This is a genomic window from Acidocella aluminiidurans (genome assembly GCF_055383125.1).
In genome coordinates this window covers 2,206,422-2,226,442 of the sequence record NZ_AP031589.1, presented here as the reverse complement: position 1 = coordinate 2,226,442, position 20,021 = coordinate 2,206,422, and the positions used below count along the sequence as shown (strand labels likewise).

Here is a 20,021-nt window from a genome sequence, read left to right as displayed (position 1 = left end):
CGGATATCGGAAATCCCGGCCCTGAAAATTTTTACAAAGCGTATCAGAGTGCGGCCAGAACCCGCTCCAGCGTCGCCAGGAAGCGCATTGCGTCGGCGTTGTTGAAGGGCAAAGGCGGGCGGATTTTCAGCACATTCCCATCCGGCCCCTCGGTGCCGATCAGCACCTGGGCCCGGCGCATGCCGTTGGCGATGCGCTTGGCCAAAGCGCGGGACGGCTGGCCGTTTTCGTAAATCTCGACCCCGGTCATCAGCCCGGCGCCGCGCACATCCGCCAGCAGCGGGAAACGGGCTTGCAGGCTGGCGATCCCGGCCCGCAGTGCCATGCCGGTGTGCTGGGCGTTGCCCTGCAAATCCTCCTCTTGCAGCACGTTCAGCGTCGCCAGCGCCGCCGCCGCCGAGACCGGATTGCCGCCGAAGGTGGAGAAGAACTCGATCTTGCGTTGGAAAATCTCCAGAATCTCAGGCCGCGTCACCACCGCCCCGGTCGGGTGGCCATTGGCCATCGGCTTGCCCAGCGTGACCATGTCCGGCACCACGCCATGGCGGGCAAAGCCCCAGAAGGCCTCGCCCATCCGCCCGAAGCCGGACTGCACCTCATCGCCCACCACCAGCCCGCCGGCGGCGCGCACCTTGGCGGCGATGGCGGCGAAATACCCCTCCGGCGCGGCGGTGATGCCGTGGGCGGTGAAGGCGCTGTCCACCAGCAGCATCGCCACACCCAGCCCCTTGGCTTGCAGCGCCGCGATCGCCCGGTCCGCATCCGCCGCGTAAGAAGCAGCCTCGGTAAAGCGGCCGCGGAACGGGTCCGGCACCTCCAGCACCTCGATATAAGGCTCCAGCGGTTGCGCCTGCGGGCCGTGATAGGGCGAGAGCGCGGCGGAGATTTCGGTGATGCCGTGATAGGCGCCGGAGATGACGATGGCCCCACTCTTGCCCGTCACCGCCTTGGCGATGCGATAGGCGGTGTCATTCGCCTCGGAGCCGGAATTGACGAAGAGCACCTGGCTCAGCCCGTCCGGCATGGTCGCGGTCAGGCGCTCTGCATACTCAACCACCGTCTCGTGCAGGTAGCGCGTGTTGGTGCACATCCAGTGCATCTGGCGTGAGATCGCATCCGCCACGCGCTGGTTGCCATGGCCGACGGAAGGGACGTTGTTATAGGCGTCCAGATAATCCGTGCCGTCCGGGGCGAAGAGGTGCGCGCCCTGGCCGTATACCAGATGCACCGGCTCCTCGTAGGACAGCTCCAGCCCCTTGCCCAGCACCGCGAAGCGCCGCGCCGGCAGGCTGGCGGCGGGGCGGGATGCGCAGGCGGCGCGGAAGCGCGCCACCACCCGCTGCTTGCCCGCCGCCAGAAAGGCCTGGATGGCGGCGATGCCGATGCCGGCCAAGGCCGCCAGCTTTTCCGCCCCCGCCGGATCGTTCTGCTTGCGCCAGGCCATGATGGTGGCGGCCAGCGCGTGCCGGGCGATGATCGCCTCGAACAGCGCCCCGAACTCCTCCGGCTGCAATGGATTCATCGCATCATAGCCGGCGACGATCTCGGTGGCGTAGGCGATCGGATCCAGGCTGCTGCCGACGGTTTCGGCGGCGGTGACGGCGATATCAAAGATCAGCGGCCCGTGGATCATGTCGCCGAAATCCAGCATGCCGGTCAGGCGGGTGGCATCCGCATCCACCAGCATGTTGCCGGGGTGCAGGTCGTTATGCACGGGCTGGTGGCGCAGCCGGTCCAGAAGCGGGCGGAAGGCCAGGAAGCGTTCCAGCACGGATTCAACCAAGGCACGATCCCCGGCCGGCTCGATCAACGCCGCAGAGGGGCGCAGGATTTCGATGGCGCGCAGATCCCAGACGATCTTCTGCCCCATGCCGGGGTGAAAGAAATTCGCCAGCGCCCGGTCCAGCCGCGCCAATTGCCCGCCTACATCGCGCAGCAGGCCAGGCGTCGGCTCCACATCGTCCATCACCCGCCCGGGCTGAAATTCCAGCGCGCGCACCATATGCGCCACGCCTGCACCATCCCGCACGAAATCGTAGGCCGCACCGGATACCGTCCGGCACACGCGCGGCACCGGAAGCGCCGGGTCCATGGCGCGGATATGCTCCAGCGCGGCAATCTGGAATTCCACAGCATTTTCAAGCTCGGTCGGACTCAGGATTTTCAGGATGATCCCCGGCCCTTGCGCGGGGGTGATGCGGAAATTCTGGTCCCGCTCGCCGTAAAGCTGTTTGGCGCTGCCTTCGATCCCGAACAGATCACGGGCAAAGCCCGTCGCCGCCTCCAGGCTGAAGCAAGGCGGGCTGGTTTCCAAAGCGAGCAAGGTTTTCGGGTCGGTCATGGCCGCAGATACGCAAAGCTGGCGCTCGCATGCCAGACTTTAAAACACAAAGGCCGCCCTGAAAGGGCGGCCTGTTGCGGAAGTTTTTGGAGGGCGGAGGCGCCCAAGGTTCCGACGCTGCGTAGCAGCGTTGGAAAGGCGCCGGAGGGATGGGGACTTTTTTCAAAAAGTCCCCATAAACGTTTGGGGCTTTGGCAACGCCGTTGCCTATGTCCCGGCGCCTTTTGCCGCTTTTTTGAAAAAAAGCGGCACCAAAAAACTTTTATAAATTTAAGAGCCTTCGGCTACGAATTTTTCCAACCAGTGAATCGTGTATTCACCAGACTGGAACTCCTCATTCTCCAGAATCCGCTGATGCAGCGGGATCGTCGTCTTGATCCCGGTGATCACGAATTCCGTCAACGCCCGGCGCATCCGTGCGATCGCCTCGTCGCGGGTGCGGCCATAGGTGATCAGCTTGGCGATCAGGCTGTCATAATGCGGCGGCACCCGGTAGCCGGCATAGAGCGCGCTATCGACACGCACCCCCAGCCCACCCGGCGCGTGGAACACCTCCACCTTGCCCGGCGAGGGGGCGAAAGTCTCGGGATCCTCGGCGGTGATGCGGCATTCGATGGCATGGCCCTCGAAGCGAATATCCGCCTGGGTGTAGCCCAGAGGTTCACCCGCCGCGATTCGGATCTGCTCGCGCACCAGATCGATGCCGGAGATCGCCTCAGAGACGGGATGCTCCACCTGCAGGCGGGTATTCATCTCGATGAAGGCGAACTGCCCGTCCTGGTACAGGAATTCCAGCGTGCCGGCATTGCGGTAGCCGAATTTCTTCAGCGCATCCGTGGCGGTTTTGCCCAGCGCATCGCGCGCCTGCGCGGTGATCACCGGGCTGCCCGCCTCTTCCAGCACCTTCTGGTGGCGGCGCTGCAGCGAGCAATCGCGTTCGCCGATATGCACCACTTCACCATGATTATCGGCCAGGATCTGCAGCTCGATATGGCGCGGCTTATCGAGATATTTCTCCATATAAACCGCGTTATTGCCGAAGGCGGCCAGCGCCTCGGCGCGGGCCTCGCGCCAGGCGGCGTCCAGCTCGTCCTTGGATTTCGCCACCTTCATGCCGCGCCCGCCACCGCCGGCGGCGGCCTTGATCAGCACCGGATACATGATCCGGTCCGCCACCTCATGCGCTTCCTCCAGCGAGGCCAGCTCACCCGGCGAGCCCGGCACCAGCGGCACGCCCAGCGCGGCCATGGTGGTCTTGGCGGTGATCTTGTCGCCCATCATGCGGATATGCTCGGCGGTCGGGCCGATGAAGACCAGCCCGTGCGCCTCCACCATCTCGGCGAATTTGGCGTTCTCGGAGAGGAAGCCATAACCCGGATGGATCGCCTCCGCCCCGGTCACCAGGGCGGCGGAAATGATCGCTGGCATGTTGAGATAGGAATCGCGCCCCAGAGGCGGGCCGATGCACACGCTCTCATCGGCGAGGCGCACATGCATGGCATCCGTATCGGCGGTGGAGTGCACCGCGACGGAGGCAATGCCCATTTCGCGGCAGGCGCGCAGCACCCGCAGCGCGATCTCGCCGCGGTTGGCGATCAGGATCTTTTTGAACATCTGGCGGTCCGTTACTCGATGATCAGCAGCGGCTCGTCATATTCGACGGGCGCGCCGCTGGTCACCAGCACCTGCTTCACCACACCGGCGCGCGGCGCCTTGATCTGGTTGAAGGTCTTCATCGCCTCGATCAGCAGCAGCGTGGCCCCGGCCTCAACCTGCTGGCCGACGGAGACATAAGGCGCGGCACCGGGTTCGGCGGAGAGATAGGCGACACCCACCATCGGGCTCTTCACCGCGCCGGGATGCTTGGCCGGCTCGGCGGCGGCGGGGGCGGCAGCCGGGGCAGCCGCAACCGGCGCGGCGGCGGGGGCAGGGGCCATCGCCATCGGGGCGGCGGCGGTCATCGTCACCGGCGCCGGCTTGGCGGCCAGGCGAACCTTGCGGTCCCCCTCTTCCAGCTCGATCTCGGTCAGACCGGTGTCTTTCAGCAGCGCCGCCAGCTCGGCGAGCGCCTTGGGGTCGAAAGAAAGGCTCATTGTTCGTCTTCTTCCAGAATTTCAGAGAGGGCCAACAGAGCGAGCCTATAGCCGGCAAAGCCGAGCCCGCAAATCACGCCGGTGGCGGCGTGGGAGACATAGGAATGGTGCCGGAAGGCTTCGCGCTGGTGGATATTGGAGAGATGCACCTCGATGATCGGGATATCGAGGCTCTTCAGCGCATCCATCAGCGCCACCGAGGTATGGGAATAGCCGGCGGGGTTGATGATGAGCCCGGCGGCGCTGTGGCGCGCCTCCTGCACCCAGGTGATCAGCTCACCCTCATGGTTGCTTTGCCGGAAATCGATGGCGAGTCCGGCCCCTTCCGCCACCTCGGCGCAGAGTGTTTCCAGATCGTCCAGCGTGCCGTGACCGTAAATGTCCGGCTCCCGGGTGCCGAGGAGATTCAGGTTCGGTCCGTTCAGGACCAGAATGAGGGGTGCTGCCATGGTGCCGCTTGCGGTAGCATAGTGCCTCCGCGCCGCCAAATTTTTGCGCAATGCTTTCCCCGCCCCCACAAAACTCGCAATATTTATCAATGGCTTAAATCCGCTCCCCGGCAGTGCGCAGGCGGCCATGTCGGCATCGCGGGCAGGCTTGCCTTGCCTGCGTCCCGCCCGCGCCCGATAATAAGCGCCATGAGCCAAACCATTGAACAGATCACGCTCAGCGTGAACGGCGAATCGATGCAGGTCCCGGCCGGCACCAGCCTGACCGGGCTGGTGGCCCTGATGGAGCTGGATACGCGCAAGCTGGCGGTCGAACGCAATCTGGAGATCGTGCCCCGCTCTCAATATGGCGCCACCGTGCTGCAGCACGGCGATGCGCTGGAAATCGTGCATTTTGTCGGAGGGGGTTAGGTCTATGGACGGCATCACTCAAAAGGCCGAGGGCTGGACCGTCGCGGGGCGGCATTTTTCGTCCCGCCTCGTGGTCGGCACCGGCAAATATAAGGATCTGGAGACGACGGCCGAAGCCATCGCCCAGTCCGGCGCGGAAATGGTCACCGTGGCGCTGCGCCGGGTGAATGTGCATGACCGCAAGGCCCCGATGCTGCAGGATTTCGTCGATCCGAAGCGCTACACCTATCTGCCCAACACCGCCGGCTGCTTCACCGCCGACGAGGCGGTGCGCACGCTGCGCCTGGCGCGCGAGGCCGGCGGCTGGAATCTGGTGAAGCTGGAAGTGCTCGGCCCGCCCCCCACCCTGTACCCGGACATGGCCGCCACCCTGCTCGCCGCCGAGGCGCTGATCAAGGACGGGTTCGAGGTCATGGTCTATTGCGCCGACGACCCGGTGGCCGCCAAGCGGCTGGAGGATATGGGCTGTGTCGCCATCATGCCGCTCGGCGCGCCGATCGGCTCCGGCCTTGGCGTGCAGAACCCGGTGATGATCCAGACCATCATCGAGAACGCCAAGGTGCCGGTGCTGGTGGATGCCGGGGTCGGCACCGCCTGGGATGCCGCCTATGCGATGGAGCTGGGCTGCGACGCGGTGCTGGTGAATTCCGCCATCGCCATGGCGGATGATCCGGTGAAGATGGCCGTCGCCATGAAGCACGGCGTCATCGCCGGGCGGCTGGCGTTCGAGGCCGGGCGGATTCCGCGCAAATCCTACGCCTCCGCCTCCTCGCCGATGACCGGGCTGATCCGCTGAAGCTGCTGCGCCGCGCCGGCCCGGAGATTTTCGCCAATTTCATCGCCCCCTATCTCGTCTATGAGGCGCTGGACGGGCGGCTTGGCGATACCGATGCGCTGATCGCCTCCGCCCTGCCGCCTTTGCTGTGGAGCGGCTATGAGCTGGCCAAGACCAGGAGGCTGGATGCGGTGTCGTTCCTGGTGGTGGCCAGCATTCTGTTCACCCTCGCCGCCACCGCCATGGGCGGCTCGCCCCGGCTGATCCAGATCCGCGACGCGCTGGTCACCGGCGCGGTCGGGGGGCTGTTCCTGGCCTCGCTGGCGCTGGAAAAGCCGCTGATCTTCTATCTGGCCCGCGCCACCTCGGCCCGCAACACGCCGGAGGGCGCGGCGCGGTTTGAGGCGATATGGACGCAGCCCGGCACCAGACGCAGCTTTCGGGTGCTGACTTTGGTCTGGGGGCTGGGGCTGATCGCGCAGACCTGCGTGATGTGCACGCTGGCCAGCATCTGGAAGATCGACCGCTATCTGCTGTTGAGCCCGTTCATCGGGTACGGAATTTTCGGCCTGCTTTTGCTCTGGAGCTTCTGGTACGCGACCCGGCGCAAGGCCCTGGCCGAGCTGCGCGCCCCGGGCCCGCTGGAACCGCCGATTCCTTAATTTGCAAAAGTTTTGCGATCCTTTTTGAAAAAAGGGTCGCGCCCCAAAAACTTTTGCAGATTTTTCAGTCGGTTTTGTCGGGGCGGGTCCAGATTGCGTCTTTGATCTTCCCCACAAATCCAGCATGCGCCTCCTTCTGCGCCTCGCTCACCACAATCCGCCTTGGCGTGCGCGCCACCGGTGCCGTGTATTGCGCGAAGGACAGCCCGGCCTCCTGGTCCAGCACCAGCCCGCGCTGGCGCCCGCCGGTCAGCTCCACATACACCTCCGCCAGCAGCTTGCAGTCCAGCAGCGCGTTATGGGTGGTGCGGGCAGAGAGGTCGATCTCGAAGCGCCGGCACAGCGCGTCCAGGCTGTTCGGCATGCCGGGGAAGCGCTGCTTGGCCAGTACCAGCGTGTCGATCATCCGCGCCTTGTCCAGCGGCGGACGGCCGATGCGCTGCAATTCCGCTGAGATGAAGCCGAAATCGAACGGCGCATTATGCGCGACCAGCGGCGAGTCTGCGAAAAATGCCAGCATCTCATCCGCCACCTCGGCGAATTTCGGCTTGCCCTCGACATGCGCGTTGGTGATGGCGTGGATGCGGGTGCTGTCCGCCGGAATATCCCGCTCCGGGTCCAGCAGCGCGTAAAACGTGTTGCCGGTGGGCAGGTCGTTCTCCAGCTCGATCGCGGCGATTTCGATCACCCTGTCCCCGGTCAGCGGCTCGAAGCCGGTGGTCTCGGTGTCGAACAAAACCGACCGGCTCATGACGGGGGCACCTTTAAACCAAGTTTCTGCATGATTTTGTCCACCTCGGCCGCAGTCTCGATAATCGAGCCGCTTGTATCAATCACGAAATCCGCCAGGGCGCGCTTCTGCGCATCGGGCAGTTGCCGCGCAATGATCGCCTCAATGTCCGGCAATGGCAGGCCGCGCTTCATGACCCTTTCGAGCTGCAGCGCCTTCGGACACGACACGACGATCACTTTGTCGAAGGATGTCCTGTCCTTGCTTTCGAAGAGCAACGGAATATCCAACAAAACCGCCTCGCGTCCCTCGCGGTCTGACTTGTCCAAAAACCTTGCCTCCGCGGCGCGGACCATCGGATGCATGATGCCCTCGAGCCTTTTCATCGCGGCGGCATCGCTGAGCACCAAGGCGCGTAGCAAATCCCGCGAGAGCACCCCGTCTTGGACCGTAGAGGGAAAGGAAGCCGCAATCGCCGGAATCGCCGCCCCGCCGGGGGCCTGCAGCCGGCGCACTTCTTCATCGGCGTTGAAGCCCGGCACGCCGCGCGCCGCGAACATCCCGGCCACGGTGGATTTGCCCATGCCGATGCCGCCGGTGAGGCCCAGACGCATCATGCGGCGACGATCCGGTACAGCTCCTCATCCACCGCCGGCGTCACCCCGAACCAGGCGGCAAAGCCCGGCACCGCTTGGTGCAGCAACATGCCCAGCCCTTCCACCGGCCGCAGCCCGCGCGCGCGGGCATCGCGCAGCAAGGCGGTCTCCAGCGGCGCGAAGACGATGTCGGACACCGCCAGCCTGGCATCGGCGCGGGAGAGGTCCATCTCCAAGGGCGGTTGGTGCACCATGCCGAGCGAGGTGGTGTTGATCAGCAGCGCGTAATCGCCCAGCGCCTCGGCCCGGCGCTCCCAGGGCAGCACCGCGCCGGCCATCGCCATCGCCAAAGCGGCGGCGCGCTCGGGCGTGCGGTTGGCGAAGGTGATCTTGGCGCCTTCATCCTGCAGCGCCGCGCCGATGCCGCGCGCCGCCCCGCCCGCACCCAGAATCAGCACCGGCCCCGCCGCCGGGTCCACCCCATGCGCGCGCAGATTGGCGATGAAGCCGTACCCGTCAGTATTGCGCCCCTCGATCCCGCGTTCGCTGAACACCAGAGTATTCACCGCCCCGGCACGGCGGGCGAACTCATCCACATGGTCGCACACCGCAAAGGCGGCTTCCTTATGCGGGATGGTCACGTTCATTCCGGCGAACCCGGCCTTCGCCAAAGCCGGCACCACGGTCAAAAAATCCTCCGGGCGGATCGGCAGCGGCAGATAGGCACCGTCGATCCCGTGGCGGGTCAGCCAGGTGCCGTGGATCCGCGGCGAGCGTGAGTGGGCGACCGGCCAGCCGGAGACACCGGCGAGCCGGGCGGAGCCGGAGAGGAGTCGCAACATGGGCGGACACCACCATGCCGCCACGCGCTTGCCAAGAGCAGAAGCAGCAGCACCGGCGCCAGATGCGCGAAAGCCGGGTGCCAGGGCAGCAGCCCCGGCCCGAACCAGGCCAGGAAGAACAATATCGGCTCGCCGGGCTTGAAGCCCCCCGCCGCCAGCCGCGCCTCCACCAGCAGCGCCACCGCCAGGCTGACGCCGAGCAGGTCGTAAACATGCAGATAGGGGCTGGCGAGGGCGGAGAGGATCAGCATTGCCGGCACCGAGCGGGTGAACAGCCCGGCCAGCACGCACAGCACGCTCACCCCCGCCTGCACCGCCAGAGCTGGCATCACCCCCAACGGCTTGGCGGTGGCGAAGGCGCTGATCAGCCCGCCGGCAAATTCCTTCGGCTGGCCGGTGAGCAGCACATTGCTCATCATCGGGCTGGTATAATGCAGGAACCCCACCCAGGCCGCCGGGCCGAACGCCCACAGCGAGGCCGCCGCCAGCACCACCGCCGCCAAAGCCGCGTAGAAGAAGGCCAGCGGTGCCCGGCGCAGCAGATAAAGCGGCAGCACCAGCCCAAGCTGCGGCTTGAAGCTGGCCAGCCCGGTCAACGCGCCCGCCAGCCGGGGCCGCGCCTGCGCCAGCAGCAGCCCGCCGCCGATCAGCGCCGTCAGCAGCGCCGCGTTCTGGTGCTCCATGGCGTTTTCCAGGCTGGCGGGGGCCAGCAGCACGGCGGCGATGAACCAGAGGCTCTTGCCCGCCAGCCGCAGCACCAACGCCAGCAGCGCCAGTGAGAGCGCATCGAAGGCCAGCACCGCCGGCCAGGGCGGCAGCCAGCCAAAGGCCGCCGCGATCAGCCCGTAGCTCGGCGGATAGCTCCACAGATGATAGGGCAATTTCCCATACATGCCCTGCAAAAAGCTCTGATAGGCCTGATGGTCGAACAGCATTCCCAGCTGCCCGTGCAGGTACAGAAACCCGCCGGCCCAGAAATCCAGCCCGTCGCGCAAGGCCTTGCCGTGGAAGCCATGCAGCTGCCCCCACAGGATCGCCGCCCCCTCGCCGAGCGAGGGCAAGGTGCAGAAGGCGACAATCAACACCAGTCTTAACCGGCTGAAGGCTTGATTTTTTTCCGACATATGCGCTTTAGTCCGGGCTTTCCGTTGCCTTGAAAGCATATTCATGATCTCCGCGCTAATGCCGAATTTCTCCAGACTCGACGTTGCCTTCGCGCACGGCCAGGGCAGCTGGCTGTTCGACGCGCAGGGGCGACGCTATCTGGATTTCGCGGCGGGCATCGCCACCAATTCGCTGGGCCATAACCACCCGCATCTGGTGAAGACGATTGCCGAGCAGGCGGCGAAGGTGATTCACGTCTCCAACCTCTACCGTGTGCCGCAGGCGGAGCAGCTGGCGGCGCGCTTCGTGGAGGCGTGCTTTGCTGACAGCGTGTTCTTCTGCAATTCCGGCGCCGAGGCGAATGAGGGGCTGATCAAGGCGATGCGCAAGGCGCAGTTCGATGCCGGGCACCCGGAGCGCACCCGCGTCATCTGTTTTGAGGGCGCCTTCCATGGCCGCACCCTGGCCACGATCTCGGCCACCGGGAACCCGAAATATCTGGAAGGGTTCGGCACGCCGGTGGAGGGGTTCGACCATGTGCCCTTCAACAATCTCAACGCGTTGCGCGCCGCCATCACCGCTGAGACGGCGGGCATTCTGGTGGAGCCGCTGCAGGGGGAAGGCGGCATCCGCGCCGCCGATCCTGGCTTCCTGCGTGGCCTGCGCGCCGCCTGCGACGAGTTCGGGCTGATCCTGGGTTTCGATGAGGTGCAGACCGGGATGGGGCGCACCGGCAGGCTGTTCGCGCATCAATGGGGCGATGTCGAGCCGGATATCATGAGCCTGGCCAAGGGCATTGGCGGCGGCTTCCCGATGGCGGCGGTGCTGGCGAAGGAGCATGTGGCCAAGGCGCTGAAGCCGGGCAGCCACGGCACCACCTTCGGCGGCAGCCCGCTGGCCTGCGCCGTCGGCAATGCGGTGCTGGACGTGATCCTGGCCGATGGCTTCCTCGACCAGATGAACGAGACAGCCTCCTATCTGCGCGCCGGGCTGGAGCGGCTGATCGCGCGCCATGGCGACGTGTTCACCGAACTGCGCGGTCAGGGGCTGCTGATCGGGCTGAAATGCGCGGTGCCGAATGGCGAGGCGCAGGTACAGGCGCTGCGCCAGGGTCTGCTGACGGTCGCCGCCGGGGACAATGTGCTGCGTCTGCTGCCGCCCTTGGTCATCACCCGCGCGGATTGCGACGAAGCCTTGGCGATGCTGGAAAAAACCGCCGCCGCCCTAGCCCCGCAGGTGGCGAAATGAGCGCGCGGGGATGGTGGGGCGGCCGCGCGCCGGAGCAAATGAGCGCGCGGGGATGGTGGGGCGGCCGCGCGCCGGAGCAAAACCATTTGCTCAGCTCCATGAAGGAGATGAGCAAATGAGCGCCGTGCTTTCCCTCCAGGATAACGGCCCCCGGCATTTCCTGGACCTGAAGGATTTCTCCGCCGCCCAGCTGCGCGCCATGTTGGACGATGCCGCCGCCTTCAAGCGCAGCCGCGCCGCCCCCACGCGCAAGCCGCTCGCCGGCAAAACCCTGGCGATGATCTTCGAGAAACCCTCCACCCGCACCCGCGTCTCCTTCGAGGTCGCGGCCAAGGAGCTGGGGGGCGATACCGTGGTGCTGTCCTCGAAGGACATGCAGATCGGCCGTGGCGAGACCATTCCTGACACCGCCAATGTGCTCTCGCGCTTCGTGCATGGCATCCTGCTGCGCACGGACCGCGCCGCCAAGATGCATGAGCTGGCGGCCCATGCCAGCGTGCCGGTGATCAACGGCCTCACCGAGCTTTCGCATCCCTGCCAGATTCTGGCGGATCTGCTGACCTTCGAGGAGCATAAGGGGCCGGTGGCCGGGCAGAGCATCGCCTGGGTGGGAGATGGCAACAATGTCGCCGCATCCTTCATCGAGGCGGCCGCCCGCTTCAATTTCAAGCTCCGCCTGGCCTGTCCGGAGGGTTATTTGCCGCGCCCGGAGGTTCTGGCCTGGGCGAAGGCCGAGGGGGCGGATGTGGCGCTGGGGCAGGACCCGGCCTGGGCGGTGGAAAACGCCGCCTGCGTGGTCACCGATACCTGGCTCTCAATGTCCGACTCCGAGGACGAGGCCGCCGCCCGGGCGAAAATCTTCGCGCCTTATCAGGTGACCAACGCGCTGATGGGCAAGGCCGCGCCCGGCGCGATCTTCCAGCACTGCCTGCCCGCCCATCGCGGTGAGGAAGTGACCGCCGAGGTGATCGACGGTCCGGCCTCCGTGGTGTTCGACGAGGCGGAGAACCGGCTGCACGCGCAGAAGGCCATCCTCACCTGGGCGATGGGCTGAGCCGCGCGCGTTCCAAAAAACCGGCCTTCTGGCCGGTTTTTTTATGCCCGTACGTGGATTTGCGGCGCGCGCCGTGATCGATCCGCGCCGCTCTGGATGAACCGGCCGCCTCGCCCGACCCCGCCAACCGTGATACGATGATCGGGCTGATGAATGATGCGAAATTCCGCGGCGCGGCGGCGGATGTGGAGTTGCACATTAAGTCGCTGAGGGAAAACGCATGACGGATTTCAAGAATGCCCGGCTGGTGCTGCCGCATGAGGTGGTGGAAGGCGGCTTGCGCGTTGAGGACGGGCTGATCGCCGCCATCGGCGCGGCAGAGGGACATGATTGCGAAGGCGATCTCCTGATGCCGGGGATGATCGATTTGCATACGGATAATCTGGAGCGCCAGGCGCAGCCGCGCTCTTCCGCGCGCTGGCCCTCGCGCTCGGCGTTGCTGATCCATGACGCGCAATGTGCCGCCGCCGGCATCACCACGGTGTTCGATGCGCTTTGCCTTGGCGATATCGGCTTTGAGAAAGAGCGCAACCGGACCTTCCTCGATGGCTATGCGGATCTCTGCGCGCTGCGGCCGACCGGGGCGTTGAAGGTTGAACATCTTCTACATTTGCGTTGCGAACTTCCCGCCGCCGAGATGCCGGACATGCTGGACGAGGTGATCGATGATCCGCTGGTGAAGCTGATCTCGGTGATGGATCACAGCCCCGGCATTGGCGGGCAGTATAAGGATGAGGCCCGCTATCGCCGCATGCGCGCCGCCGAAGGCTTCAGCCCGGATGAGATCGAACACGTGATCACCGCGCTGAAAGCCGCGCATCATGAAAACCACAGGAAAAATCGCGGCCGGATTGTGAAGCAGACGCTTGCGCGCGGCATTAAGCTGGCCTCGCATGATGACCACAGCGAAGAGGATGTGATCCAGAACGAAGCGGATGGCATTTCCATCGCGGAATTTCCGGTCTCGCTGGTCGCGGCACGGGCGGCGAAGGCGCGGGGGATGAAGGTGATCGCCGGGGCGCCCAACATTGTGCGCGGCGGCTCGCATTCCGGCAATGTTTCGGTGATGGATCTGGTGCGGCAGAATTTGCTGGATGCGCTGGCCTCGGATTATGTGCCGCCCTCGATGCTGGAGGCGGTGTTTGGTATCGTCGCGCAAAAGACGCTGGCGCTGCCCGAAGCGGTTGCGTTGGTGAGCTCTGGCCCGGCGGATGTGGCGGGGCTCGCGGATCGCGGCCGTATCGAGGCTGGCCAGCGCGCGGATCTGCTGCAGATCCGGCTTTATGACGGGTTGCCGGTGATCCGCTCCGTCTGGCGGGGAGGCGCGCGCGTTGCCTGAGCCGTATCGCGTCGCGGTCTATTACGCGCCGGAGGCGGACGATCCGCTCTGGCGCGCCGGTTGTGAATGGCTGGGGCGGGATCCGGAACGCGGGACGGCGCTGGCGCAGCCGGTGGTCGCGGGCCTGCATGAAAATACCGAAGACCCGCGCCGTTACGGCTTTCATTCGACGTTGAAGGCGCCGATGCTGCCAAGGCACGGATTTGAGAGTTTTCTCTCGGCCGCAAAGGATTTCGCTGCGCGGCAAAAGCCATTTGCGATGCCGCGGCTTGAGGTCGTGCCGTTGCACGGTTTCCTGGCATTATGCCCAGCCGAACCGGCGGCTTCACTTTACCAGCTGGCGAATGGCTGTGTGGAGGCTTTCGACGCGCATCGCCGCCCGGAAAGTCCGGCAGCCCAGGCCAGGCGGGCGCAAGGACGCACGTCACGCCAGGCTGAAAATATCGCCCGATGGGGCTATCCGCTGGTGTTCGAGGATTTCGAGTTTCACATGACACTGAGTGGGAAGATGCAAGATAATCCCTACCTGCCGGCAGCCCGCGCCCATTTCGCGGCGTCCTTGGCGCAACCGCGCATGGCGCGCAGCCTGGCGGTGTTCATTGAAGAGTCTCAGGGTGTACCTTTCAAGTTGTTTCAGCGCCTGGCGTTCGGCGCATGAAGGGGCCGATGCTGGTGCTGGTTGCCGGCCCTTCCGGCGCGGGTAAGGATACTGTTCTCGCCTATGCCAAGGCGCATTTGGCGGGCTATGAGGCGGTGGTGTTTCCCCGCCGCGTCATCACCCGCCCGCCAGGGCCGGGGGAGGATCATGTCTGCGTCACCGAGGCGGAATTTGCCTCCGCGCGTTTCGCCCTGGCATGGGAGGCGCATGGTCTGCGTTATGGCATTCCGGCTGATATAGAACGGGATCTTGCCGCGCAGCGGATTGTTATCATCAATGTTTCGCGGGCGGTGATCGCCGAGGCGCGGGCGCGCTTTCCGTGCATGGTGGTGGAAATCACCGCGCCGCCGGAGGTGCTGGCACAACGTCTCGCCGCGCGTGGACGCGAGGATGCGTCGGACATCGCCGAACGGCTGCGCCGCGAAGGCGCGCAGATCGAAGCAGATGTGACCATCATCAATGACGGGCTGCCCCAGGATGCCGGGGCAATGTTCCTGGCGAAGCTCTCCTGATCGAAGCAGCACCGCGCAAGCCAGGGTTTGATATTGCGGGGGTGCACGCCAGGGCAGTGGACCGAGCGCGCCGGCCCGGTGAGTTTTACAGCAGCCTGCTAAAGCCGCCGCCAATAGGCTTTGAAAAACCCTTGCGCATCCAGCGCGGCGGGGGCGCCGACATGGACCGGATCGCCATTGCGGCAGCGCCAGCGATACAGGCTGTCATGCCCTGAGATATAGGCGGGCACGAAATCCGCATTCGGGTTTTTGTCGCACCAGGGCTTGGCCGCCGGCAAAATGGTGGCCTTGTTGGCCGGCCCGCAGGGCAAATTGGCGCCGATGAAGCAGCCATAGGGCTTGCCATTCATGCAGCGCATCAGCGTCATCCTTTGCACCATCGCCGGGGGTGGGCCGTGCAGTTTGAAGGCTTTTACCGCCTGTGGCACCAAAGCGGCGGGGAGCGGGCGGGCGGCGGTGTCGATCTGACCGGGCGCGCAGAAGGCGGCCGCGCGGGCCTGGTGCGCCAGGACAAAAAGACACAGCACGAGCAAGGCAAAACCGATTTTTCGCATGTCAGGAGCCTGACATGCGGGGTGGGGGCGCGTCAAATGCCCCTGGGATTGCGCGGCTTGGTTGCCTATGTTTCCGCTGAGCAAAGGAGCAACGCCATGGAATATCGTACACTCGGCCCGACCGGGCTGCTGGTTTCGCGCCTGTGCCTGGGCTGCATGAGCTTCGGCGAGGCGCAGCGCGGCACCCATGAATGGACGCTGGATGAGGAGTCCAGCCGCCCGCTCATCCGCCAGGCGCTGGAGGCCGGCATCAATTTTTTCGACACCGCGAACATGTATTCCAACGGCTCATCCGAGGAGTTTGTCGGCCGGGCCTTGAAGGATTTTGCCGCGCGCGATGAGGTCGTGGTCGCCTCGAAAGCTTATTTCGCTTGGCGCGGGGCGCCGAATACCGGCGGGCTGTCGCGCAAGGCTTTGTTCCAGGCGGTGGATGACAGCCTCAAGCGCCTTGGCATGGAGTATCTCGATCTCTACCAGATCCATCGCTGGGACGAGGTGACGCCGATCGAGGAGACGATGGAAGCGCTGCATGACATCGTGAAATCAGGGCGGGTGCGGTATATCGGCGCCTCCTCAATGTCCGCCTGGCAGTTTTCCAAGGCGCAATATACCGCGCAGATGAATGGCTGGACGAAATTCATCTCGATGCAGAATCAGGTCAATCTGATCTACCGGGAGGAGGAGCGCGAGATGCTGCCGCTCTGCGCGGATATGGGGGTGGGGGTGATCCCCTGGAGCCCGTTGGCGCGGGGACGGCTGACCCGACCCTGGGGCGAGACCACCAAGAGATCGGAGACGGATCTGGTGATCAAATCCATCTACACCAAGACCGAGGCGCAGGATCGCGAGGTGGTGGAAGCGGTGGCGCGCATCGCCGCGGCCAAGGGTGTGGGCAAGGCGCAGGTGGCGATGGCCTGGCTGCTGCAGAAGCCAGGCATCACCGCGCCGATCATCGGGGCGACCAAGGCGTCGCATCTGGCGGATGCGGTGGCGGCGCTGGAGGTGAGGCTGAGCGAGGACGAAATCGCGGCGCTGGAGGCGCCTTATGTGCCGCATCCGGTGGCCGGCGTCACCTCGATGCGGGCGAAGGAGGCGCTGCAGGTCAGCGTGATGTGAAGGGAGTGTGTGGGGGGCGTTCCCCCCACACACAAGCGCGTGATTAGAGCGAGAAGCCCTTTTTCGCGAAATTATGGTGGCCTTCGACATAGCGCACCGTGCCGGATTTGGAGCGCATGACGATGGAATGCGTCACCGCGCCATGGCCCACACGCCGCACCCCGTTCAGCATCGCGCCGGTGGTGACACCGGAGGCGGCGAACATCACATCGCCCTTGGCCATTTCGGTCAGGGTATAGATGCGGCTCGGGTCGGTGATGCCCATGCCCCGGGCGCGCTCGATCTGCGAATCATCCTCGAACATCAGCCTTCCCTGCATCTGGCCGCCGGTGCAGCGCAGCGCGGCGGCGGCCAGCACGCCTTCCGGGGCGCCGCCGGAGCCCAGATACATATCCACCCCGCCGCCCGGCAGCGAAGCGGCGATCACGCCGGCCACATCGCCATCGCCCAGCAGCAGAATGCGCGCGCCGGCTTCGCGGATCTTGGCGATCGACTCCTGGTGGCGGTCGCGGTCCAGCATGCACACCATCAGCTCGGAGATCTCGATGCCCTTGGCCCGCGCCAGGTTTTTCAGATTTTCCTTCACCGGCGCGTCGAGCGAGATCACCCCTTCCGGCAGCCCGGGGCCGACGGCGATTTTCTCCATGTACACGTCCGGCGCGTTGAGGAAATTGCCGTGCTCGGCCAGGGCCACGGTGGTGATGGCGTTGGGGCCGCCCTTGGCGGTGATGGTGGTGCCTTCCAGCGGGTCGACGGCGATGTCCATCGCCGGGCCGCCGCAGCCGACCTTCTCGCCGATATAAAGCATCGGCGCCTCATCCATCTCGCCCTCGCCGATGACCACGGTGCCGTCGATGGCCACCGTGTCGAAGGCTTTCCGCATGGCTTCCACGGCGGCGCCATCGGCGTCGTTCTTCTGGCCGCGGCCGATCCAGCGCGAGGCGGCGATCGCCGCCGCTTCGGTCACACGCACCAGCTCCAGCGCCAGGTTGCGATCAGAGACGTCTTCAAGGCGGCGTTCGGTCATGGGCAAACTCCCTTATTTCGGTTCGATGCGGATCAAGGCCGGCGGCTCCAGCACCGCCGGCAAGGCGGCAATCCCCGCCAGCGCGGCGTTCACCGCGGCTTCCTTGGTGTCGTGCGTCACCAGCACGATGGGCACCGCCTCGCCAGGGGCGCGGCCATGCTGGATCATGGATTCGAGCGAGATGCCATGATCGCGCAGAATCGCGGTGACATCGGCGAGCACGCCGGGTTCGTCCACCACCGAGAGCCGCACGAAATAGGCGCTGGCCAGCGCGGCGGTTGGCATGATCGGCAGATCCTCCAGCGCGCTTTCCTCCATGCCCCAGAGCGGGATGCGGATATTGCGGGCGAGATCGATCAGGTCCGCCACCACCGCGCTCGCGGTCGGGCCTTCGCCGGCGCCGCGCCCGCGCAGGAATACCGGGCCGGAGAAATCGCCTTCCAGCAGCACCGCGTTGAACACGCCATCGACGGTGGCAATCGGTTTTTCCACCGGCACCATGGTCGGGTGCACGCGCAGGGAAATGCCGGCCTGCGTCTGCTCGGCGATGCCCAGCAGCTTGATGCGGTAGCCCAGCTCCTCGGCGAAGGCGATGTCGATGGCCGAAATCCGGCGGATGCCCTCGATATGCAGCTTGGCGAAATCGATCCGCGCGCCGAAGGCGAGGCCAGCCAGGATGGCGAGCTTATGCGCGGCGTCCACGCCATCGATGTCGAAGCTGGGATCGGCCTCGGCATAGCCCAGCTTCTGGGCGTCGGCCAGCACATCGGCGAAATCCCGGCCTGCCTCGCGCATGGTGGTGAGGATGTAGTTGCAGGTGCCGTTGAGGATACCGGCGACACGGCTGACCTTGTTGGCGGCCAGCCCTTCGCGCAGCGCCTTGATGACGGGAATGCCGCCCGCCACCGCCGCCTCATAGGCGATGGTGACATTATTGGCTTCCGCCGCCCGGGCCAAAGCCACGCCATGCACGGCGAGCAGCGCCTTGTTGGCGGTGACGAAATGCTTGCCGGCGGCAATCGCGGCCTCGGCCAGGGCTTTCGCCTTGCCGTCGGAGCCGCCGATCAGCTCCACCACCACCTCGACCTCGGGATCATGGGCGAGGGCGATGGCATCGTCATGCCAGGTCAGCCCATCCAGCTTCACCCCGCGCTCGCGGTTTTTGTCGCGCGCGGAGACGGCGGTGACCATCACCGGACGACCGGCGCGCGCCGCGATCAGTTCCTTCTGGGCGGCGAGCAGCTTGACGACGCCAGCACCCACCGTGCCGAGCCCGGCGATGCCGATTTTGAGCGGTTTCACGATTTGACCTCTGATTCAGCCGGCGCCGCGTTGTCGGTCGCCAGGAAATGCTTGATGTTGCGCAGCGCCTGGCGCAGCCGGTGCTGGTTTTCCACCAAAGCGATGCGGACATGGCCATCGCCATATTCGCCAAAGCCGATGCCCGGCGCCACCGCCACCTTGGCCTTGGCCATCAGCAGCTTGGAGAATTCCAGGCTGCCGAGATGGGCATATTTCGGCGGGATCGGCGCCCAGGCGAACATCGAGCCTTCGGGGCTGGGCACCTCCCAGCCGGCGGCGTGCAGGCCCTTGATGAGAATATCCCGGCGCTCGCGGTAGAGGTTGCGCATCTCTTCCACGCAATCTTGCGGGCCGTTCAGCGCTGCCGTCGCCGCCACCTGGATCGGGGTGAAGGCGCCGTAATCCAGATAGGATTTCATCCGGGTCAGCGCCTTGATGAGATGCGGGTTGCCGACGCCAAAGCCCATGCGCCAGCCGGGCATGGAATAGGTTTTGGACATCGAGGTGAACTCGATGGTGATGTCCTTCGCCCCCTCGACCTGCAGCACGGAAGGCGGCGGGTTGCCGTCGAAATAGATCTCGGAATAGGCGATGTCCGAGATGATGAAAATCTCGTGCTGCTTGGCCAGCTTCACCAGCGCCTTGTAGAAATCCAGCGTCGCCATATAGGCGGTCGGGTTCGAGGGGAAATTCACGATCAAGGCGGTCGGCTTGGGCACGGAATGGCGCACGGCGCGGTCAATCGCCTGCAGCATATCATCATCCGGGGTTGCCGGGATCGAGCGCACCGAGGCGCCGGCGATGATGAAGCCGAACTGATGGATCGGGTAAGACGGGTTGGGCACCAGAATTGTGTCGCCTGGGGAGGTGATGGCGGCGGCGAGGTTGGCCAGGCCCTCCTTGGAGCCGAGTGTTGCGATCACTTCGGTCTCCGGGTCCAGCTTCACCCCGAAGCGGCGCTCATAATAGGCCGCCTGGGCGCGGCGCAGGCCGGGGATGCCCTTGGAGGTGGAATAGCGGTGGCTGCGCGGGTCCTGCACGGTTTCCACCAGCTTCGCCACGATATGGGGCGGGGTGGGGCTGTCCGGGTTGCCCATGCCGAGATCGATAATGTCCTCCGCGGCGGCGCGTGCCTTGGCCTTGGCGGCGTTCACTTCCGCGAAGACGTAAGGGGGCAGGCGGCGTATGCGGTGAAATTCTTCGGACAT

General features: G+C 65.4%; 21 protein-coding genes. 9 read left to right on the top strand and 12 right to left on the bottom strand.

Going from position 1 to position 20,021, the window contains the following annotated elements; translation table 11 throughout:
- Positions 1–43: 43 nt before the first annotated feature.
- The 4 genes from ACZ46S_RS11080 to aroQ all read right to left on the bottom strand — a co-directional run bounded on the left by ACZ46S_RS11080 (position 44) and on the right by aroQ (position 4,883).
- The gene (locus ACZ46S_RS11080) at positions 44–2,341 is read right to left on the bottom strand and encodes an aminotransferase class III-fold pyridoxal phosphate-dependent enzyme (RefSeq protein WP_464061770.1); all 2,298 of its coding nucleotides are present in this window, start codon (positions 2,339–2,341) and stop codon (positions 44–46) included.
- A 270-nt stretch (positions 2,342–2,611) separates the two neighbouring features.
- Entirely contained in the window at positions 2,612–3,955 is a 1,344-nt protein-coding gene (accC, locus tag ACZ46S_RS11075; protein ID WP_464061769.1) for an acetyl-CoA carboxylase biotin carboxylase subunit, read from the bottom strand.
- An 11-nt stretch (positions 3,956–3,966) separates the two neighbouring features.
- Positions 3,967–4,434: an acetyl-CoA carboxylase biotin carboxyl carrier protein gene (gene accB / locus ACZ46S_RS11070; RefSeq protein ID WP_295740865.1), complete on the bottom strand. Its 468-nt coding sequence runs from the start codon at positions 4,432–4,434 to the stop codon at positions 3,967–3,969.
- A complete protein-coding gene (gene aroQ / locus ACZ46S_RS11065) occupies positions 4,431–4,883 on the bottom strand; it encodes a type II 3-dehydroquinate dehydratase (RefSeq protein WP_008495081.1) in 453 nt (150 codons plus the stop codon). The genes accB and aroQ overlap by 4 nt, the downstream gene beginning before the upstream one ends.
- A 189-nt stretch (positions 4,884–5,072) precedes the next feature.
- On the opposite strand from aroQ, the gene thiS reads away from it, so the two are divergent.
- From thiS to ACZ46S_RS11050, 3 genes are read left to right on the top strand one after another with little or no spacing between them, the layout of a single operon-like run.
- Positions 5,073–5,294, top strand: a complete 222-nt coding sequence (gene thiS, locus ACZ46S_RS11060; RefSeq protein ID WP_008495082.1) for a sulfur carrier protein ThiS — start codon at positions 5,073–5,075, stop codon at positions 5,292–5,294.
- A gap of 4 nt (positions 5,295–5,298) precedes the next feature.
- Positions 5,299–6,090, top strand: a complete 792-nt coding sequence (locus ACZ46S_RS11055; protein WP_464061768.1) for a thiazole synthase — start codon at positions 5,299–5,301, stop codon at positions 6,088–6,090.
- Positions 6,045–6,731 carry a VC0807 family protein gene (locus ACZ46S_RS11050; RefSeq protein WP_464064283.1) on the top strand — a complete coding sequence of 229 codons (687 nt, stop codon included), beginning with the start codon at positions 6,045–6,047 and terminating at the stop codon, positions 6,729–6,731. Before ACZ46S_RS11055 ends, ACZ46S_RS11050 begins: the two co-directional genes overlap by 46 nt.
- A gap of 64 nt (positions 6,732–6,795) precedes the next feature.
- On the opposite strand, the gene dnaQ is transcribed toward ACZ46S_RS11050, so the two are convergent.
- From dnaQ to ACZ46S_RS11030, 4 genes are read right to left on the bottom strand one after another with little or no spacing between them, the layout of a single operon-like run.
- Positions 6,796–7,482 (bottom strand): DNA polymerase III subunit epsilon, encoded by a 687-nt coding sequence (dnaQ, locus tag ACZ46S_RS11045; protein ID WP_295740872.1) that lies wholly within the window; start codon positions 7,480–7,482, stop codon positions 6,796–6,798.
- Positions 7,479–8,078, bottom strand: a complete 600-nt coding sequence (gene coaE / locus ACZ46S_RS11040; RefSeq protein WP_464061767.1) for a dephospho-CoA kinase — start codon at positions 8,076–8,078, stop codon at positions 7,479–7,481. The genes dnaQ and coaE overlap by 4 nt, the downstream gene beginning before the upstream one ends.
- Positions 8,075–8,899, bottom strand: a complete 825-nt coding sequence (locus tag ACZ46S_RS11035; protein ID WP_464061766.1) for a shikimate dehydrogenase — start codon at positions 8,897–8,899, stop codon at positions 8,075–8,077. Before ACZ46S_RS11035 ends, coaE begins: the two co-directional genes overlap by 4 nt.
- Entirely contained in the window at positions 8,803–10,023 is a 1,221-nt protein-coding gene (locus ACZ46S_RS11030; RefSeq protein ID WP_464061765.1) for a glycosyltransferase family 87 protein, read from the bottom strand. The genes ACZ46S_RS11035 and ACZ46S_RS11030 overlap by 97 nt, the downstream gene beginning before the upstream one ends.
- Before the next feature lie 43 nt (positions 10,024–10,066).
- Between ACZ46S_RS11030 and ACZ46S_RS11025 the strand changes: the two genes are divergently transcribed.
- The 5 genes from ACZ46S_RS11025 (at position 10,067) to phnN (ending at position 14,814) form a co-directional block, all read left to right on the top strand.
- Positions 10,067–11,251 carry an acetylornithine transaminase gene (locus tag ACZ46S_RS11025; protein ID WP_464061764.1) on the top strand — a complete coding sequence of 395 codons (1,185 nt, stop codon included), beginning with the start codon at positions 10,067–10,069 and terminating at the stop codon, positions 11,249–11,251.
- A 115-nt stretch (positions 11,252–11,366) separates the two neighbouring features.
- Entirely contained in the window at positions 11,367–12,305 is a 939-nt protein-coding gene (gene argF, locus ACZ46S_RS11020) for an ornithine carbamoyltransferase (RefSeq protein WP_464061763.1), read from the top strand.
- A 220-nt stretch (positions 12,306–12,525) separates the two neighbouring features.
- Positions 12,526–13,644, top strand: coding sequence for an alpha-D-ribose 1-methylphosphonate 5-triphosphate diphosphatase (locus ACZ46S_RS11015; RefSeq protein WP_464061762.1), 1,119 nt, complete (start codon positions 12,526–12,528; stop codon positions 13,642–13,644).
- Positions 13,637–14,302 carry a DUF1045 domain-containing protein gene (locus ACZ46S_RS11010; protein ID WP_464061761.1) on the top strand — a complete coding sequence of 222 codons (666 nt, stop codon included), beginning with the start codon at positions 13,637–13,639 and terminating at the stop codon, positions 14,300–14,302. Before ACZ46S_RS11015 ends, ACZ46S_RS11010 begins: the two co-directional genes overlap by 8 nt.
- Positions 14,299–14,814 carry a phosphonate metabolism protein/1,5-bisphosphokinase (PRPP-forming) PhnN gene (phnN, locus tag ACZ46S_RS11005; protein ID WP_464061760.1) on the top strand — a complete coding sequence of 172 codons (516 nt, stop codon included), beginning with the start codon at positions 14,299–14,301 and terminating at the stop codon, positions 14,812–14,814. The genes ACZ46S_RS11010 and phnN overlap by 4 nt, the downstream gene beginning before the upstream one ends.
- Before the next feature lie 98 nt (positions 14,815–14,912).
- Here phnN and ACZ46S_RS11000 read toward each other — a convergent pair whose 3' ends face one another.
- Complete coding sequence (locus ACZ46S_RS11000; RefSeq protein WP_464061759.1) at positions 14,913–15,368, bottom strand: hypothetical protein; 456 nt, start codon at positions 15,366–15,368, stop codon at positions 14,913–14,915.
- A gap of 96 nt (positions 15,369–15,464) precedes the next feature.
- Here ACZ46S_RS11000 and ACZ46S_RS10995 point away from each other — a divergent pair, with 96 nt between their 5' ends.
- Positions 15,465–16,484 (top strand): aldo/keto reductase, encoded by a 1,020-nt coding sequence (locus tag ACZ46S_RS10995; RefSeq protein WP_464061758.1) that lies wholly within the window; start codon positions 15,465–15,467, stop codon positions 16,482–16,484.
- A 43-nt stretch (positions 16,485–16,527) separates the two neighbouring features.
- Here the strand turns inward: ACZ46S_RS10995 and glpX are convergent, their stop codons facing one another.
- The 3 genes from glpX to ACZ46S_RS10980 are packed head-to-tail and all read right to left on the bottom strand — an operon-like array spanning position 16,528 to position 20,021.
- Entirely contained in the window at positions 16,528–17,511 is a 984-nt protein-coding gene (gene glpX / locus ACZ46S_RS10990; RefSeq protein ID WP_464061757.1) for a class II fructose-bisphosphatase, read from the bottom strand.
- 12 nt (positions 17,512–17,523) lie between these two features.
- Complete coding sequence (locus ACZ46S_RS10985) at positions 17,524–18,813, bottom strand: homoserine dehydrogenase (RefSeq protein ID WP_464061756.1); 1,290 nt, start codon at positions 18,811–18,813, stop codon at positions 17,524–17,526.
- On the bottom strand, positions 18,810–20,021 hold the full coding sequence (locus tag ACZ46S_RS10980; protein ID WP_464061755.1) for an LL-diaminopimelate aminotransferase: 1,212 nt from the start codon (positions 20,019–20,021) through the stop codon (positions 18,810–18,812). The genes ACZ46S_RS10985 and ACZ46S_RS10980 overlap by 4 nt, the downstream gene beginning before the upstream one ends.

Coding starts and splice junctions, on each gene's coding strand:
- ACZ46S_RS11080 (WP_464061770.1), bottom strand. CDS start 2,341: ATGACCGACCCGAAAACCTTGCTCGCTTTGGAAACCAGCCCGCCTTGC.
- accC (WP_464061769.1), bottom strand. CDS start 3,955: ATGTTCAAAAAGATCCTGATCGCCAACCGCGGCGAGATCGCGCTGCGG.
- accB (WP_295740865.1), bottom strand. CDS start 4,434: ATGAGCCTTTCTTTCGACCCCAAGGCGCTCGCCGAGCTGGCGGCGCTG.
- aroQ (WP_008495081.1), bottom strand. CDS start 4,883: ATGGCAGCACCCCTCATTCTGGTCCTGAACGGACCGAACCTGAATCTC.
- thiS (WP_008495082.1), top strand. CDS start 5,073: ATGAGCCAAACCATTGAACAGATCACGCTCAGCGTGAACGGCGAATCG.
- ACZ46S_RS11055 (WP_464061768.1), top strand. CDS start 5,299: ATGGACGGCATCACTCAAAAGGCCGAGGGCTGGACCGTCGCGGGGCGG.
- dnaQ (WP_295740872.1), bottom strand. CDS start 7,482: ATGAGCCGGTCGGTTTTGTTCGACACCGAGACCACCGGCTTCGAGCCG.
- coaE (WP_464061767.1), bottom strand. CDS start 8,078: ATGATGCGTCTGGGCCTCACCGGCGGCATCGGCATGGGCAAATCCACC.
- ACZ46S_RS11035 (WP_464061766.1), bottom strand. CDS start 8,899: ATGTTGCGACTCCTCTCCGGCTCCGCCCGGCTCGCCGGTGTCTCCGGC.
- ACZ46S_RS11030 (WP_464061765.1), bottom strand. CDS start 10,023: ATGTCGGAAAAAAATCAAGCCTTCAGCCGGTTAAGACTGGTGTTGATT.
- ACZ46S_RS11025 (WP_464061764.1), top strand. CDS start 10,067: ATGATCTCCGCGCTAATGCCGAATTTCTCCAGACTCGACGTTGCCTTC.
- argF (WP_464061763.1), top strand. CDS start 11,367: ATGAGCGCCGTGCTTTCCCTCCAGGATAACGGCCCCCGGCATTTCCTG.
- ACZ46S_RS11015 (WP_464061762.1), top strand. CDS start 12,526: ATGACGGATTTCAAGAATGCCCGGCTGGTGCTGCCGCATGAGGTGGTG.
- phnN (WP_464061760.1), top strand. CDS start 14,299: ATGAAGGGGCCGATGCTGGTGCTGGTTGCCGGCCCTTCCGGCGCGGGT.
- ACZ46S_RS11000 (WP_464061759.1), bottom strand. CDS start 15,368: ATGCGAAAAATCGGTTTTGCCTTGCTCGTGCTGTGTCTTTTTGTCCTG.
- ACZ46S_RS10995 (WP_464061758.1), top strand. CDS start 15,465: ATGGAATATCGTACACTCGGCCCGACCGGGCTGCTGGTTTCGCGCCTG.
- glpX (WP_464061757.1), bottom strand. CDS start 17,511: ATGACCGAACGCCGCCTTGAAGACGTCTCTGATCGCAACCTGGCGCTG.
- ACZ46S_RS10980 (WP_464061755.1), bottom strand. CDS start 20,021: ATGTCCGAAGAATTTCACCGCATACGCCGCCTGCCCCCTTACGTCTTC.